17 protein-coding genes are annotated in these 14,105 nt (G+C 68.5%); 8 read left to right on the top strand and 9 right to left on the bottom strand.

What is annotated here, in order from left to right; all coding sequences use genetic code 11:
* The first annotated feature begins 122 nt into the window (after positions 1-122).
* On the top strand, positions 123-1,031 hold the full coding sequence (locus ON38_RS29265; RefSeq protein ID WP_039828321.1) for a hydrogen peroxide-inducible genes activator: 909 nt from the start codon (positions 123-125) through the stop codon (positions 1,029-1,031).
* A gap of 270 nt (positions 1,032-1,301) precedes the next feature.
* Complete coding sequence (locus ON38_RS29260) at positions 1,302-1,763, top strand: nuclear transport factor 2 family protein (protein ID WP_039828351.1); 462 nt, start codon at positions 1,302-1,304, stop codon at positions 1,761-1,763.
* Positions 1,764-1,984: 221 nt separating this feature from the next.
* On the opposite strand, the gene ON38_RS29255 is transcribed toward ON38_RS29260, so the two are convergent.
* A complete protein-coding gene (locus ON38_RS29255) occupies positions 1,985-3,427 on the bottom strand; it encodes an MFS transporter (RefSeq protein ID WP_039828320.1) in 1,443 nt (480 codons plus the stop codon).
* 100 nt (positions 3,428-3,527) lie between these two features.
* Between ON38_RS29255 and ON38_RS29250 the strand changes: the two genes are divergently transcribed.
* Positions 3,528-3,917, top strand: coding sequence for a MarR family winged helix-turn-helix transcriptional regulator (locus ON38_RS29250; protein ID WP_039828319.1), 390 nt, complete (start codon positions 3,528-3,530; stop codon positions 3,915-3,917).
* 242 nt (positions 3,918-4,159) lie between these two features.
* On the opposite strand, the gene ON38_RS29245 is transcribed toward ON38_RS29250, so the two are convergent.
* A complete protein-coding gene (locus ON38_RS29245; protein ID WP_039828318.1) occupies positions 4,160-5,050 on the bottom strand; it encodes a LysR family transcriptional regulator in 891 nt (296 codons plus the stop codon).
* A gap of 79 nt (positions 5,051-5,129) precedes the next feature.
* On the opposite strand from ON38_RS29245, the gene ON38_RS29240 reads away from it, so the two are divergent.
* Genes ON38_RS29240 through ON38_RS29225 form a run of 4 tightly spaced genes read left to right on the top strand, consistent with a single transcriptional unit; the run spans position 5,130 to position 8,155 of the window.
* Positions 5,130-6,074: an EamA family transporter gene (locus tag ON38_RS29240; protein ID WP_245564370.1), complete on the top strand. Its 945-nt coding sequence runs from the start codon at positions 5,130-5,132 to the stop codon at positions 6,072-6,074.
* The gene (locus ON38_RS29235) at positions 6,071-6,703 is read left to right on the top strand and encodes an NAD(P)-dependent oxidoreductase (RefSeq protein ID WP_039828317.1); all 633 of its coding nucleotides are present in this window, start codon (positions 6,071-6,073) and stop codon (positions 6,701-6,703) included. Before ON38_RS29240 ends, ON38_RS29235 begins: the two co-directional genes overlap by 4 nt.
* A 39-nt stretch (positions 6,704-6,742) precedes the next feature.
* Complete coding sequence (locus tag ON38_RS29230; RefSeq protein WP_085995511.1) at positions 6,743-7,642, top strand: SMP-30/gluconolactonase/LRE family protein; 900 nt, start codon at positions 6,743-6,745, stop codon at positions 7,640-7,642.
* Positions 7,643-7,690: 48 nt separating this feature from the next.
* Positions 7,691-8,155 carry a hypothetical protein gene (locus ON38_RS29225; protein ID WP_157181982.1) on the top strand — a complete coding sequence of 155 codons (465 nt, stop codon included), beginning with the start codon at positions 7,691-7,693 and terminating at the stop codon, positions 8,153-8,155.
* Positions 8,156-8,190: 35 nt separating this feature from the next.
* On the opposite strand, the gene ON38_RS29220 is transcribed toward ON38_RS29225, so the two are convergent.
* Complete coding sequence (locus tag ON38_RS29220) at positions 8,191-8,808, bottom strand: TetR/AcrR family transcriptional regulator (RefSeq protein WP_039828349.1); 618 nt, start codon at positions 8,806-8,808, stop codon at positions 8,191-8,193.
* Between the two features lie 120 nt (positions 8,809-8,928).
* Here ON38_RS29220 and ON38_RS29215 point away from each other — a divergent pair, with 120 nt between their 5' ends.
* Positions 8,929-9,657, top strand: a complete 729-nt coding sequence (locus tag ON38_RS29215) for a nuclear transport factor 2 family protein (protein WP_039828314.1) — start codon at positions 8,929-8,931, stop codon at positions 9,655-9,657.
* A 7-nt stretch (positions 9,658-9,664) separates the two neighbouring features.
* On the opposite strand, the gene ON38_RS29210 is transcribed toward ON38_RS29215, so the two are convergent.
* From ON38_RS29210 to ON38_RS29185, 6 genes are all read right to left on the bottom strand, one after another.
* Positions 9,665-9,952: a putative quinol monooxygenase gene (locus ON38_RS29210; RefSeq protein WP_039828313.1), complete on the bottom strand. Its 288-nt coding sequence runs from the start codon at positions 9,950-9,952 to the stop codon at positions 9,665-9,667.
* Between the two features lie 233 nt (positions 9,953-10,185).
* Positions 10,186-11,208 carry a lipoyl synthase gene (lipA, locus tag ON38_RS29205; protein ID WP_039828312.1) on the bottom strand — a complete coding sequence of 341 codons (1,023 nt, stop codon included), beginning with the start codon at positions 11,206-11,208 and terminating at the stop codon, positions 10,186-10,188.
* Positions 11,209-11,279: 71 nt separating this feature from the next.
* On the bottom strand, positions 11,280-12,059 hold the full coding sequence (lipB, locus tag ON38_RS29200; RefSeq protein WP_039828311.1) for a lipoyl(octanoyl) transferase LipB: 780 nt from the start codon (positions 12,057-12,059) through the stop codon (positions 11,280-11,282).
* Positions 12,056-12,580, bottom strand: coding sequence for a GNAT family N-acetyltransferase (locus tag ON38_RS29195; protein WP_039828310.1), 525 nt, complete (start codon positions 12,578-12,580; stop codon positions 12,056-12,058). Before ON38_RS29195 ends, lipB begins: the two co-directional genes overlap by 4 nt.
* Positions 12,577-13,467, bottom strand: coding sequence for a TIGR01777 family oxidoreductase (locus tag ON38_RS29190; protein WP_039828309.1), 891 nt, complete (start codon positions 13,465-13,467; stop codon positions 12,577-12,579). Before ON38_RS29190 ends, ON38_RS29195 begins: the two co-directional genes overlap by 4 nt.
* A gap of 12 nt (positions 13,468-13,479) precedes the next feature.
* A partial coding sequence (locus ON38_RS29185) for a 2-oxo acid dehydrogenase subunit E2 (protein WP_039828308.1) occupies positions 13,480-14,105 on the bottom strand: 626 nt, incomplete at its 5' end.

Here is a 14,105-nt window from a genome sequence, read left to right as displayed (position 1 = left end):
TCCTTCTCGTATCAGTGGTACCGGTCTGGTCGATTTCCAGCCGGTAAGGCGAAAGCTCGTAACTAATCTTGCCGAACGACCGGCAAAAGGCAAAAGTGATGAGTGGCACTAGACTGATAGGCGTGCCCGATCAGTCTTATCAGCCCACCCTGTCACAGCTGCGTGCGTTCGTGGCGGTCGCCGAATACCGGCACTTCGGCACCGCCGCGGCCCGGCTCGAGGTGAGCCAGCCCACGTTGTCGCAGGCATTGGCCGCACTGGAAAGCGGGCTCGGACTGCAGCTCATCGAGCGCAGCACCCGGCGCGTCCTGGTGACCGCGGCCGGCGCGCGGCTGCTCCCCGCCGCCACGGCCACCCTGGAAGCCGCGGACCGTTTCCTGGCCTCGGCGACCGGGGACGTCCTCGCCGGCGTACTTCGTATCGGGATCATTCCGACCGCGGCCCCCTACATACTCCCGGCCCTGCTACCCACCCTGCACCGCAAACTCCCCGCGCTGGCCCCGCAGGTGATCGAGGACAAAACGGCTCGCCTCATCGATGAGCTGCGCGCCGGAGTGCTCGACGTCGCGGTGCTCGCCCTGCCCGCCGAGGCGGCGGGGCTGGTCGAGATACCGCTCTACACCGAGGAATTCGTCTTGGTTGTCCCCGCCGGCCATCCGCTGGCCGGTCGAACCGATATCGAACCCGCCGCGCTCGGCGCGCTACCGATGCTGCTGCTCGACGAGGGCCACTGTCTGCGGGATCAGACCCTCGAACTGTGCCGTTCCACGGACGTCCATCCCGGCGGAGCCGGGGACACCCGCGCGGCTTCGCTGTCCACGGTGGTCCAGTGTGTGGCCGGCGGGCTCGGGATCACCCTCGTCCCGGAGATGGCGGTCACGGCCGAGACCGGACGGGGGGCGCTCGATACCGCGCGTTTCGCGAATCCGGCTCCGGGGCGCACGTTGGGCCTGGTTTTCCGTGCGTCCAGCGGCCGGGCAGACGACTACGCCTACCTGGCCGAAATCATTCGCACCCAGCGGCCGTTCTGATTATTCGCGCATACCGTGCGCTGAAGCGAAATATGGCGACGAGACTCTCGGTGAGAGCGCAACCGTGGTAGGCGCGAGCGCCGTTCCGCGATGAGATCACGAAGTCCGACCTATCCGTCGCTGCCGATGCCCGCTCATCGAGCGTCGCCGATCTCTGCCCGGGAGATGAACGGTTGCAACTGCGCCGAGGCGACCGAGTTGTGCCCGGTGCCTATGACGTTGTCCTTTTTCCGCCAGCCCGCCGTGTCTTGCGACTGTAGGCTCCGGACCATGACATCGGACAGCAAGGCCGTCGTTCAAGCCGCCTGGCGAGCATTTGCCACCCATGATGCCGAGCTGATCGCAGCATTCTTCACCGAAGACGCCGAGTGGCTGGCGCAGAGCGGCAATGCCACTGCGACCGCCCTGGACATCCCCAGCCACATGATCGGACGCGAGGCCATCACGAAGTTCCTCGCGCACGATTTTCCCCTGTTGTTCGTCAGCGATGTCATGGTGGACTTCCGCGGCTTCTATGCCGACGGCGACTCGGTAGTAGTGGAGGAGACGATGAGTGCCACGCTGGCGAACGGTAATCGGTACAGCAACGACTACTGCTTCGTGTTCGAGCTGCGCGACGGCTTGATCCACCGGGTTCGGGAGTACATGGACACCGCACGCGGGCATCGTGACGTTTTCGGTGATTCAGCGACAGCGGGTGGCGGCGAAACTCTATCGGCTGTTGCCGGCTGATATCCGGCCGCCACCACTCCGGTGATCCTGGCGCAGAGCTTTCGCATCGAACTCCTACCCGGTAGCAGGCCCGCGATCACCCGGTGACGCCCGACCGTATGGCCTCACCGGCTCGACGGGCCGGATGATCAACCGTCCGTAGTGTGGCCGACGACACCACTACTTCCCGGCACGAGAGCGGGGCCGCCGGACCGGCGACCCCGCTCTCGTGCCGGAACTCGTTACGCGAGTTCGGCGACCGGCTGTTTGCGCGTCAGCAGCGCCGACGCCGAGGCCAGCAGACCGACCACCGCGACCGCGGTGACCAGGTAGAGCCCGGGCCGGTAGCCGTCGATACCGCCCGCGGCCGCACCGCTGATCAGGCCCGTGGCGATGGCGAGCACCACCGCGCCGCCGATCTGGAACGAGGTCTGCACCAGGCCGGAGGCAAGGCCCTGCTCGTGGTCGGCGATACCTTCGGTGGCCTGCGACATGACGGCGGAGAACCCGAGTGCGAAGCCGAGGCCGAGCAGCAGGAAGGCGGGCAGGTAGTCGACCGCGTAGGCGGGGTCGGGGCTGCCGCCGCGGGTCAGGAACCAGAGGTAGCCGGCGACGAACGAGGTGAGTGCGGCCAGGATCATCGGGCCGGTGCCGAACCGGTCGATGAGCTTACCGGCCATCGGGGAAAGGATGGCCACGATGATGCCGGTGGGCGCCATGGCGAGAGCCATCTGCAGGGGCTCCCACTGCAGAGTGTTCTGCAGGTACAGCGAGACGATGGTCTGGAAGCTGAGGTAGGAGCCGAAGATTGCCAGTGCCGCCAGGTTGGCCCGCACAATCGATTTCACCCGGAAGATGCTGAGCCGCACCAGCGGGTGGCTCACCCGCTTCTCCGTCACGAAGAACGCGCTGAGCAGTCCGACCGCCAGCACGGTCGTCGCGACGACGGTGGCCGTGAAACCGGTTTCCGGGGCGGTGACGATGGTGTAGACCGCCGCGAGCATACCGCCGGTCAGCAGGGCGGCGCCGGTGAAATCGATCCGGCCTTCCTCCTTTTCGCTGGTGCGCGGCACCACGAAGTAGGCCGCGACGATGACCGCGGCGACGACGACCACGGGCATGTAGAAGGTGAGCCGCCAGTCGATACCGGTGAGCAGGCCCGAGACGATCAGGCCGGAGGCGTATCCGGTGGCGCCGAAGATGGTGAAGATGGACAGTGCCCGGTTGCGGTCCGGGCCCTCTTTGAATGTCGTGGTGATGATGGAGAGGGCGGCCGGGGCGGTGAAAGCGGCGGCCACGCCCTTGACGATCCGGGTGGCGATCAGCAGCCAGCCGGCGTCGACGAGTCCGCCGACGAGCGAGGCGATTCCGAAGACCACCAGGGCGGTCAGGAACACCTGGCGGCGGCCGAGCAGGTCGGCTGCGCGTCCGCCCAGGAGGAGCAGGCCGCCGTAGCCGAGGATGTAGCCGTTGACGATCCATTGCAGGGCGGAGGTGTCGAGGCCCAGGTCGTGGCCGATGGAGGGGAGTGCCACGCCGACCATGGAGACGTCGAGCGCGTCGAGGAACATCGCCAGTCCGGCGACGAACAGGATCGCCCACAGCTTCGGTCCCCAGCGGCCGGCAGCCGGTGCGGCAGACGTTGCGGCGACGAGGTTCTGCGGGGTTGGTGCGGTGAGGGTCACCCGAGAAAACTTAGATGCGAGAGCATTGAATGTCAACGCATGTAATGCCGGAGCATGTAATGCGTGGGCATAAAATGACTTGACATGCTAATCTCGGGTCATGTACCACGACTCCGACAACGATGTCTGCGCGAAGTGGTCCGAAACGCTGCGTCGCTACCACGTCACCTCCTGCGAACTCGAGAACGCGCTGCAGGCACGGCATCGGCTCGGGCTCAGTGAATTCGAGTTACTGCAGGTCCTGGGCGGGCGCTGCGGTGCGGAGCAGGCGGAGAAGGTCAAGATGAAGGACATCGAGGCCGAGATGTACCTGAGTCAGAGCGCGCTCTCGCGCACGGTGACCCGGCTGGAGAAGGCCGGGCTGGTGGAGCGCGCGGCCTGTGATTTCGATCGCCGCGCGAATTTCCTGGCGCTCACGGCCGAGGGCCGCGTCCGGCTGGAGGACGCGCGCCCGACCCACCAGGAAGTGCTGCGCAAACACCTGGTCTGACGGCCGCGCCCCGGCCACGGCGAGACGCACGGATCGGCCGGTTTCTTCGATGCGTTCGCGCGGTGCGATCACCGCGCCGGCCGGTAGGTGTGAAGCTCGGGGACCGGAGATTCCGGCGGCACGCCGCCACCCCATGCCGGTCGGTCTGATGCGCCCGGCGCGGCGGTGCCGGCTGCCGGTGCCGCCGATGGCGACCACGGTCGACGGCCTCGGGGTGGGTCGGCGGCGAGTGCCGGGTAGTTTCACCTACCGCCGTCGGAGCGGCCGGGTACGCCGAGAATCGCGAGGAACGCCGCGGCCGCGGGGGTACGGGAGAAGCTGTTCCAGACGAGATACTCCACCCGGGCGGGGGCGTCGGAGACCTCGACGGTGACCACACCGGTGAGTTGCGGTACGTAGGCGGAAGGCAGCATGGCCACGCCCAGATCCTGTTCGACGAGGCGGGCGATGTAATCGGCGGAGGACACCTCGAAGGCGACCTCGCGGTCTATCCCGGCGGCGGCGAAGGCCTGATCGGATTGCGCGCGTCCGGCTGTTCCGGCCGGGAGGTCGACGAAGGTCTCGGTGGCCAGGCGCGGCAGGTCCACCGAGGCCGCACGGGCGAGCGGATGCTCAGGGGCGACCACGGCGACGAGGCGGTCCCGGCCGAGTTCGTGGGCGGTGACACCATGTGGGCGCGCGGTGGTGGGAAGTCCGAGAAAGGCGATATCGAGGGTGTTTTCGCGGACCTGTTCGGTGAGCTCGTCGCTCGCGCCCACCCGCAGGCTGATCCGGACATGGGGGTAACGGCCGCGGAAATCGCGCAGCGCGGCCGGGAGATCGACCGCGGTGACGGAGGGGATCAGGCCGACGGCGAGCCGGCCGCGCACCTCACCCACCGCGGCCGCGGCCGCCGCCGCGGCACGTTCGGCGGCGTCCAGACATTGGCGCGCGGCCGGTAGGAACGCGACGCCCGCGGGGGTCAGCCGGACTCGGCGGCTGGTGCGTTCGAACAGTTTCGCGCCGAGTTCGTGTTCCAGCCGGGCGATCTGGTGACTGAGCGCGGACTGGACGACCAGGCAGCGCTGGGCGGCCCGGGTGAAGTTGTTCGTCTCGGCGACGGCCAGCACATAACGCAGCTGTTGCAGCTCCATGGATCAATCTTGTATCGAGATCGGTGCAGTGACAAACATGTGTTGGACTCATCAATGGGCGCGGCGTGAAACTTCGAGAGTGAAAACACCAGTTGCACAGCAGAAACCCGGAGGGTCCCGCCGGGGTGATCTCCCCCGTGCGGCGCTCACCGCGTTCGCGCCGGTCGCCTGGGGGACGACCTATCTCGTCACGACCGAACTGCTGCCGCCGGGGCATCCGCTGTTCGCGGGGCTGCTGCGCGCGCTGCCGGCCGGACTGATCGCGCTCGCGATCACCCGCACCCTGCCGCGCGGCGTGTGGTGGGGCCGGGCCGCGGTCCTCGGGGTGCTCAATATCGGGCTGCTGTTCCCGCTGCTGTTCATTGCGGCCGAACGGCTACCCGGCGGGGTCGCCGCCACCCTGACGGCCGCGCAACCGCTGGTCGTCGCGGTGCTGGCGGTGGCCCTACTGCATGAGAGCCCTTCGGGGTGGCGGATGGCCTGGGGTGCGATCGGATTGGCGGGGGTCGGCCTGGTGGTGCTCGGACCGGCCGCGGCCTTCGATCCCGGCGGGGTCGCCGCCGGACTGGGCGGCGCGGCCTCGATGGCACTGGGCCTGACGCTCACCAAACGCTGGGGCCGGCCCGCCGGGGTGGGGCCGACCGCCTTCGCCGGCTGGCAGCTCACGGCGGGCGGACTGTTCCTCCTGCCGCTCACGGCCCTGGTCGAGGGGCCACCGCCGGCGATCGGCCTGTCCGCTGCCCTGGGATACCTCTGGCTCGGCCTGTTCGGCGGCCTCATCGCCTATGTGCTGTGGTTCCGGGGTGTCACCACATTGCCGGTGAACTCCGTTGCGATCCTCACGCTGCTCTCGCCGCTGGTCGCCGCGGTCCTCGGCGCTGTTCTGCTCGGTCAGACACTCGGCCCGGTCCAGCTGGTGGGCTTCGGGCTCTCGCTGGCGGCGATCGTGGCGGGCCAGCTACCCGCGCCCGCCCGGCGGCGCGGCCCCCTTGTCATCCTCGCGAAGAAGGAGATCGCTCGATGAAGATCGCTGTCGTAGGAGCCGCCGGGATGGTCGGCTCGCGGGTCGTCGCCGAAGCCGCGCACCGGGGGCACGAACCGCTGGCCGTGTGCCGCACCGGGAGGCCCGCCGGTCTGCCGTCCGGCGTGGTCGCAGTGCGGGGCGACGCCGACGACCGCAGGCGGATGAGTGAGCTGTTCGGTGGTGTCGATGCCGTGGTGGGCGCGACGCGGGCCGCCGCCGGGCGGGAACACACCGTAGCCGCGAGTACGACCGCGCTGCTCGACGCGGCGGCGGCGAGCGGAGTACGCATTCTCCTGGTGGGTGGGGCCGCGCCGCTGTGGCATCCGCGCGACCCCGGCAGGCTCGTCCTCGACAGTCCGGAGTACGTGCCCGAGTCGATCCGGGATGTCGCGGGCGCGAGTGCCGCGCAGTTGGAGGTGTGCCGCGCGCATCCGGCCGACTGGGTCTATCTCAGTCCGCCCGCCCTGCTCCGACCCGGACAGCGCACGGGAAGCTACCGGCGCGGCACCACGACCCTCGTCGCCGACGCGGCCGGATGCTCGCGGATCTCCGCCGAAGACCTCGCGGTGGCCGTGCTGGACGAGCTCGAAAATACCGGTGGTGAACGGCATTTCACTGTCGGCTATTGACGGGACGGGGGTATGGGAATGCGGCAGGTGTTCGGTCTTATGACAGCTCTGGTGATCCTCTGTGCCGCGTGCGCCGGGGCCGGACCGGCCGCGGGTATCCGGTTTCCGGACGTCATCGGGCTTCCGGCCGGATTCGCGCCGGAGGGTATCGCGATCGGATCCCGTCCCGTCGCCTACCTCGGCTCACGCTTGGACGGGACCATCTACCGGGTGGATCTGGCGACCGGCGCGGGTTCGGTGCTCGGCCCGGGCCCGGGCACCCCGTCGCTCGGCCTCGCGGTCGACGGCGATCGGCTCTTCGTCGCGGGCGGTGCGGGGGCGGACGCGCGCGTCATCGATACCGGAACCGGTGCCGTGCTGGCGAGCTATCGTCTGGGCTCCGCGGATTCGTACGTCAACGATGTGGTGCTCACGCCCGCGGGCGCGTGGTTCACCGATTCGCATACGCCGGTGCTGTACCACCTGCCCTTCGGTCCCGCGGGCGCGCTGCCGCGGCCCGAGGAGGCGATGACGCTACGGCTGACCGGGGATATCGAGTTCTCGCGGGACGCGATCAACGCCAACGGTATCGTCGCCGCACCGGACGGTGCCGGGCTGATCGTGGTGCAGTCGGCGACCGGGCGGCTCTACCGCGTCGACCCGGTGACGGGTGCGGCGAGAGTGGTCGACCTCGGTGGCGAGTCGGTGCCCTACGGCGACGGACTGCTGTGGCACGACGGCGTTCTGCTGGTTGTGCAGAATCGAGTCGGCGCGATCGCCGAGGTGCGGCTCGACCATTCGGGTGCTCGCGGCACCGTGGAGCGCCGCCTGCGTGACCCGCGCTTCGATATCCCCACGACAGTGGCGGCTTTCGAGGGGCGCCTCTACCTGCCCAATGCTCGCTTCACCACGCCTCCGACCCCGGATACCGACTACGACATCGTCGTAGTCCGCCGGTGATCGATATCGGGCCGGGGTAACGGGCCGTCGATGGGGGAGGATGTGGCCATGACGCCGAGTGTGGTTTCGACGTTGCTGGCGAGCCTGACGCCCTTACTGGGCGCCGCGCTCGGTGCCTCGGCAACGCTGCTGGTACAACGAAGTTCCGCGCGGCAGTCGAGAGTCGAGTCATTGGCCGAGAGTCGGCTCGCCCACCGGGAGGAATTGAAATCGGCGATTCTCGCCTACCTGGAGACGGCGCAGCGGCTGCAATCGGAGCTCGATGTCCGCGAGCGCGATGGCGTGCCGGAGGATCTGAAGCGGCTGATCGAGAGTGTGTGGCTGGCCGAGAAGCGGGTCGAGATCATCTGCTCGGACGAATTGCGGGCCAGGATTGTCGCCCATGCCGAGGGGCTGCACACCGTCGTCCGGGACCCCGCGAACCACCCCGACTGGTGGGCGCATTGCGAGTCGCTGCAGGCCGAGCTGCTGGCGCAGGCGAAAGTGGAGCTCATGCGCGATCACGAACGATGAACGGGGTCCGGCACGCCGGAGCCGTCGACTTCCGGCTACAGGTCGATCCCGGCGAGCGCGAGCACAACAGCCGCGGCATTGTCGACCAGTCGATCGCGTGCCACCGGGAGGCGTCCGTCGATCCAATCCAGGTACAAGGCAACCAGAGCGCCGCCGAGCGCCGTACCGGCGACCGCGAGCGCTTCCTCGCTGTCGGGTATCAGGGCACCGGCCGCGGTGCCGAGGGCCGGCACCACGCTGCGCAGGAACGCCGGTAGCCGATCGGCGCTGTGGCGGCGCAAGGTGTCGTCGGTGAGGGGCTCGCGCAACAGGATCCGGGCCCGGCGTGGATCCTCCTCGAAGAAGGCAGCACAGATTCGGAGCGCGGTGCGGATCGTGGTGGGTAGATCACCGCCGGTACCGGCCGCGCGCAACCGGGTGAGCAGTTCGGCTTCGATCCGGTCGTAGACGGCGACGATCAGCGCCGACCGGTCGTCGAAGCTCTCGTAGAAGTATCGGGGACTGAGATTCGCCGACCTGGTCACCGCGCGCATGGTGACCGCCGACGAGCCGCCGGTGCCGAGCAGATCGACGCCGACGTCCACGAGTTGCTCGCGCCGCTCCGCGGACCTGGCGTCCAGGGTCCGCCCGCGCCACAGCTTGGGTGCGTTCACCGATTCATCCTCGCATCGGACCGGAGAGACCATTGACATCACCTGATTCAACAAGAATCATACGATTCAAGTTGATGCTCGACCGCGACCCCGGATCGCGCTCGTCGAAAGGCTCGTGCCGTGTTCAGTGACGAACAGTTCCAGCAAGCCCTGCGCCGTCCCCGCCTGGCCCGGCCGGCACCCGAATACCTCGACGCCAACCGGGCGGTGCCCGTCCGGGTGATCCCGGAACCGGAACTGCAGGCCACCACCGAGGAGTGGTTCGTCGAATTCGACCGGAAACTGGAGCTCTACGGCCGGCTCGGGCAGGATCTGTCCTGGCTGATGGAATGGGCGAAGAAGTACTGGTGGAGTTTCCTGGTGCGCGATATGAGCCTCAACCACGAGCTGTACGCACCCGATGTCCGCTACACCGACGTCACCACTTTCGGCCGCACCATCGTCGGCATCGACGAATTCGTGAAATACAATTTCGCCTTCTTCGACGCCATCCCGGACTGGCGCTACGACCCGCTGCCCGGCCAGGTCTACCTCGATGTGACCCCGGAGGGGCGGGTGCGGGTCGTGATCCGCTACATCGGCAGCGGCCACTGGGACGGACCCCTGCGTCTCTATCCCTACGACAGCAGCGCTCCCGTGCTCTACGGCAACGGTCGCTTCATCCAGTGCCCCGCCGTCGACCGCTACCATTTCAACGCCCAAGGGCTGATGGAGGAGGGCGAAACCCTCTACGACGCCTTCGATGTCACCCAGCGCGGCGGCATCCTCCCGCGCGACGACAGCTGGCAGTTCAAGGCGCTCATGTCGGCGTCGAAGATCCCGGCGCTACTGCGGCGCGTCAAGTTCTAGCGGGCGGTCAGGTCAGCGAACGGATCTCGCCGATCTCGTACTCGGCCACCGCAGCGCCGCGAATCGCCGCATTCTGTTCGTCGCCGGTCCCCGAGCCGCGGAACGCCTCCACCGACTGCCGGTCCGTCCAGCGCTCGAAGATATTGATGCGCGCCGGATCGGTGAGATCGGGGCTCAACGCGAAATCCAGGCAGCCGGGCGCCGAGCGGGCCCGGTCGACCACCCCGATACACCCGTCGAGGTAGGCGGCGCGGGCGGGCGGATCGACAATGAGATGTCCGGCGACGATGAGCATGCGGGTCTCCCTGGGTTTCCGGTGGTGTCACCGTTGAGGACGAGTCGGCAGTGCCGGACTCATCGCTGTCGGCCGTCCTGTTTCCCGCTGGAGTGACTTGTGGGCCTGCCGAACGGGCCGGGACAAGCCGGCCATCCCGGTGAGACCGATCTTCTGGTCAGGTCGGCTTCGGGCAATCCCGCGGCGGGTGCTCCGGTTCGTCGATGGCAATCGGGTGAACCGGAGCGGGATCCTCAGACCCGCGACCCGAACCGTTCCAGGACGGCACTGGCCTCCTGGGTGGCGGTGCCTTCGGCGGCCAGGTGCGCCATGGCGTCCGGGATGGGGCGGCCGTGGTGGGCCATGGCCTGCGCGTACAACCGGCCCGCGCGGTAGGAGGAACGGACCAGCGGGCCCGCCATCACGCCGGCGAATCCGATTTCCTCGGCGACCTTCGAATGTTCCACGAACTCCTCGGGTTTCACCCAGCGGTCCACCGGATGGTGGCGCGGCGAGGGGCGCAGGTACTGGGTGATGGTGAGGATGTCGCAGCCCGCCTCGTGCAGGTCGCGCATGGCCTGGGTGACCTCGTCGGGGGTCTCGCCCATCCCGAGGATCAGGTTGGACTTGGTGACCAGGCCGTCGGCTCGGGCCGCGGTGAGGACCTCCAGGGACCGTTCGTAGCGGAACGCGGGGCGGATCCGCTTGAAGACCCGGGGCACGGTCTCCAGGTTGTGCGCCAGCACCTCGGGACGGGAGGAGAAGACCTCGGCGAGCTGATCCGGTTTCGCGTTGAAATCGGGAATGAGCAGCTCGACGCCGGTGGCCGGGTTGAGTTTCTTGATGGCGCGCACGGTTTCGGCGTAGAGCCAGGCGCCGCCGTCCTCCAGGTCGTCGCGGGCGACGCCGGTGATGGTGGAATAGCGCAGGCCCATGGCCTGCACGCTCTCGGCGACCCGGCGGGGCTCGTCGCGGTCCAGCGGGGAGGGCTTACCGGTGTCGATCTGGCAGAAATCGCAGCGCCGGGTGCACTGCTCGCCGCCGATGAGGAAGGTGGCCTCGCGATCTTCCCAGCATTCGAAGATATTGGGGCAGCCCGCTTCCTCGCAGACCGTGTGCAGGCCCTCGCGTTTCACCAGGCCCTTGAGCTCGGTGTATTCCGGGCCCATGGTGGCGCGGGTGCGGATCCAGCCGGGTTTGCGTTCGATCGGGGTCTCGGCGTTGCGGGCCTCGATGCGCAGCAGTTTTCGGCCGGCGGGGGCTTGGGCGGAGGACATGCTACGTCCATTGGACATGAGCGAGGGCCCTCCGTGGTTACGCTGCGCTGCCGGCTCCGGGCCTGACTCGCTCATGCTGTTGCACCTTTCGGATCGCGTGCCGCGGTGGCGGCGGCGTGGTCCGCGTCGGCCGGGGTGGCGGCCCGCGGAATATCGTGCTCGGTGACCGGTATCCCACCGTCGAGCGCGGCCGGAATGTTCTCGGCGATACGCGGCGTGACCTCGGCGACGGTGACCTCGCGGCCGAGTTCCTGGCTCAGGCTGGTCGAACCCACATCGCGGATACCGCAGGCGACGATGGCGCCGAACGCGCCGAGATCGGCATTGCAGTTCAGCGAGATGCCGTGCAGGGTGACCCCGCGCTGTACCCGGATCCCGATCGAGGCGATCTTGCGCTCGGGCAGCAGCCCGGAGGCGGGCAGCCAGACGCCGGAGCGTCCGGGCACCCGGCCGCATTCGACACCGAGCTCGGTGACGGTCCGGATCAGGGCCTGTTCGAGGCGCCGGACGTAGTCGACCACATCGATCGGTTCGGCGAGCCGGATGATGGGGTAGCCGACGAGCTGCCCCGGGCCGTGCCAGGTGATCTTGCCACCCCGGTCCACGTCGATCACGGGACTGCCGTCGGTGGGCCGATCGGCCTCCTCGGTACGGCGGCCCGCGGTGTAGACGGAGGGGTGTTCCAGGAGGAGCAAGGTGTCGGTACCGGCGCCGTCCGCCCGGAGGGCGGCGAGTTCACGCTGCAGATCCCACGCCTGCTGATAGTCGATGAGACCCAGTTCACGCACGTCGACGGGGGTGCTGTCGTAACGCGCCGACCGGGTTGCGGTGCGGGTGTTGTTCACCTTCATGACGTTACGCTCATCTCCAGGGTGAGCTGCATCAGCGTCAGATCCATCCAGCGGCCGAACTTGCGGCCCACCTCCGGCAGCACGCCCACCGTGCGGAAACCGAATCGTTCGTGCAGAGCGATCGAACCGGTATTGCTCGACTCGATGGCCGCGACCATGGCGCGGATATCACCGGCTTTCTCGGCGCGGGCGATCAGCTCTCCCAACAGGATGGCGCCGATACCGCGGCGCTGGAATCGGTCGGCGATATAGACCGAGTTCTCCACCGTGTGGCGATAACCGGATTTGGGTCGGAACGGCCCGTAGCTGGCGTAGCCGGCGAGCTCTCCGCCGACTTCGGCGACCAGTACCGGACGGCCGTGCTCGGTGCGATTGCGGAACCAGGCGATGCGCTCGTCGAGGGCTACGGGTTCGTCGTCCCAGATGGCGGTGGTCTCGGCGATGGCGCGGTTGTGGATCTCCAGGATCGCGGGCAGATCCTCGGTCCGCGCCTCCCGGACCGAGGTCACGCCGGCGGTCATCGGCCCACCGCGGCGGCCAGTGCCGCGCCGACGGTGGCATGCCGGAACTCGTAACCGGTGTCCTCGAGCACCCGCGGCAGCGCCCGCGGACTGTGCAGGATCGCTGCCTCCGCGAACTCGCCGACCACCAGGCGCAGCGCGATCCCCGGGACGAACAGTGGTGTCGGCCGATTCAGGGCCTTGCCGAGCGCGCGGGTGAACGCGGCATTGGTGACCGGGGCGGGTCCGACGGCATTGAGCGGCCCCCGGACCGATTCCTCGGTGAGCGCGTGCCGGATCGCGCCGATCTCGTCGTCGAGGGAGATCCACGGCTGATACTGGCGTCCGCTGCCCAGCCGGCCGCCCAGACCCAGCGAGAACAGCGTCCGCAATTGCGGAAGCATGCCACCGGCGCCGGTGAGTACGACCGCGCTGCGCAGCAGCACCGTGCGGGTCCCGGCCGCGGTGGCGGCGTGGGTCGCGGCCTCCCAGTCGCGACACAGCGTGGGCAGGAAACCGGTTCCCAGGGGGCCGCTCTCGTCCACCGCGCGCGCACCGGTGTCACCGTAGTAGTGGACACCGCTGGCATTGATCAGCGTCGGGACCCCGGCCCGGGCCACCGCTGTCGCGAGGACATCGGTGGGGGTGATCCGGCTGTCCCGGAGCAGTTGTTTGTACGCGCCGGTCCAGCGTTTGTCGCCGATACCGGCTCCGCACAGATTCACCACCGCGTCGACACCGTCGAGGATCCGCGGGTCGAGTTCACCCTGGGCGGGATCCCAGCGACGTTCGTCGGGCGCGGCGGCCGGTCGCCGCACCAGCCGGATCACCTGCTCTCCGTCGCGGCGCAACGCCGCGACGAGCGCGGTTCCGATCAGTCCGGACGAACCGGCCACCACAACCGACATGGTCGTCGTCCTTTACAGGCCGAGGTCGGCCTCGAACGCCGCCTCTTCGAGGCGGTGCCGGATGGTCGTGAGGAACCGGCCGGCATCCGCGCCGTCGATGAGGCGGTGATCGTAGGTCAGCGGCAGGTAGCACATCGAGCGGACACCGATGAACTCGCTCCCGGACTCGTCGGTGACCACGGTCGGGCGCTTCACGATGGCACCCGTGCCCAGCATCGCCGCCTGCGGCGGGACCAGGATCGGGGTGTCGAACAGGGCACCCTGGCTGCCGATATTGGTGATGGTGAAGGTGCCACCGGCCAGCTCGTCCGGCTTCAGGCCGCCGGTGCGGGCCCGGTTGGCGATATCGGCGATGGCGCGGGCCAGGCCGGCCAGCGACAGATCGCTGGCATTGTGGATCACCGGGGACAGCAGACCCTGCTCGGTGTCCACCGCGATACCGAGATGCACCGACGCGTGGTAGGTGATCTCCTTGCTGTTCGCGTCGTAGCTGGCATTGACGTTCGGGTGCACCCCGAGCGCCTCCACCACGGCCTTGGCGAAGAACGGCAGGAAGGTCAGGTTCACGCCCTCGCGCTTGGCGAATTCGGCCTTGGCCTGCTTGCGCAGCGCGGCGATCTTGGTGACATCGGCCTCGT

The organism is Nocardia testacea NBRC 100365 (genome assembly GCF_000308775.1).
GTDB classification, from domain to species: Bacteria; Actinomycetota; Actinomycetes; order Mycobacteriales; family Mycobacteriaceae; genus Nocardia; species Nocardia testacea.
Note: the sequence above shows the minus strand (reverse complement) of the source record. Positions and strands in the feature narration are given on the sequence as shown.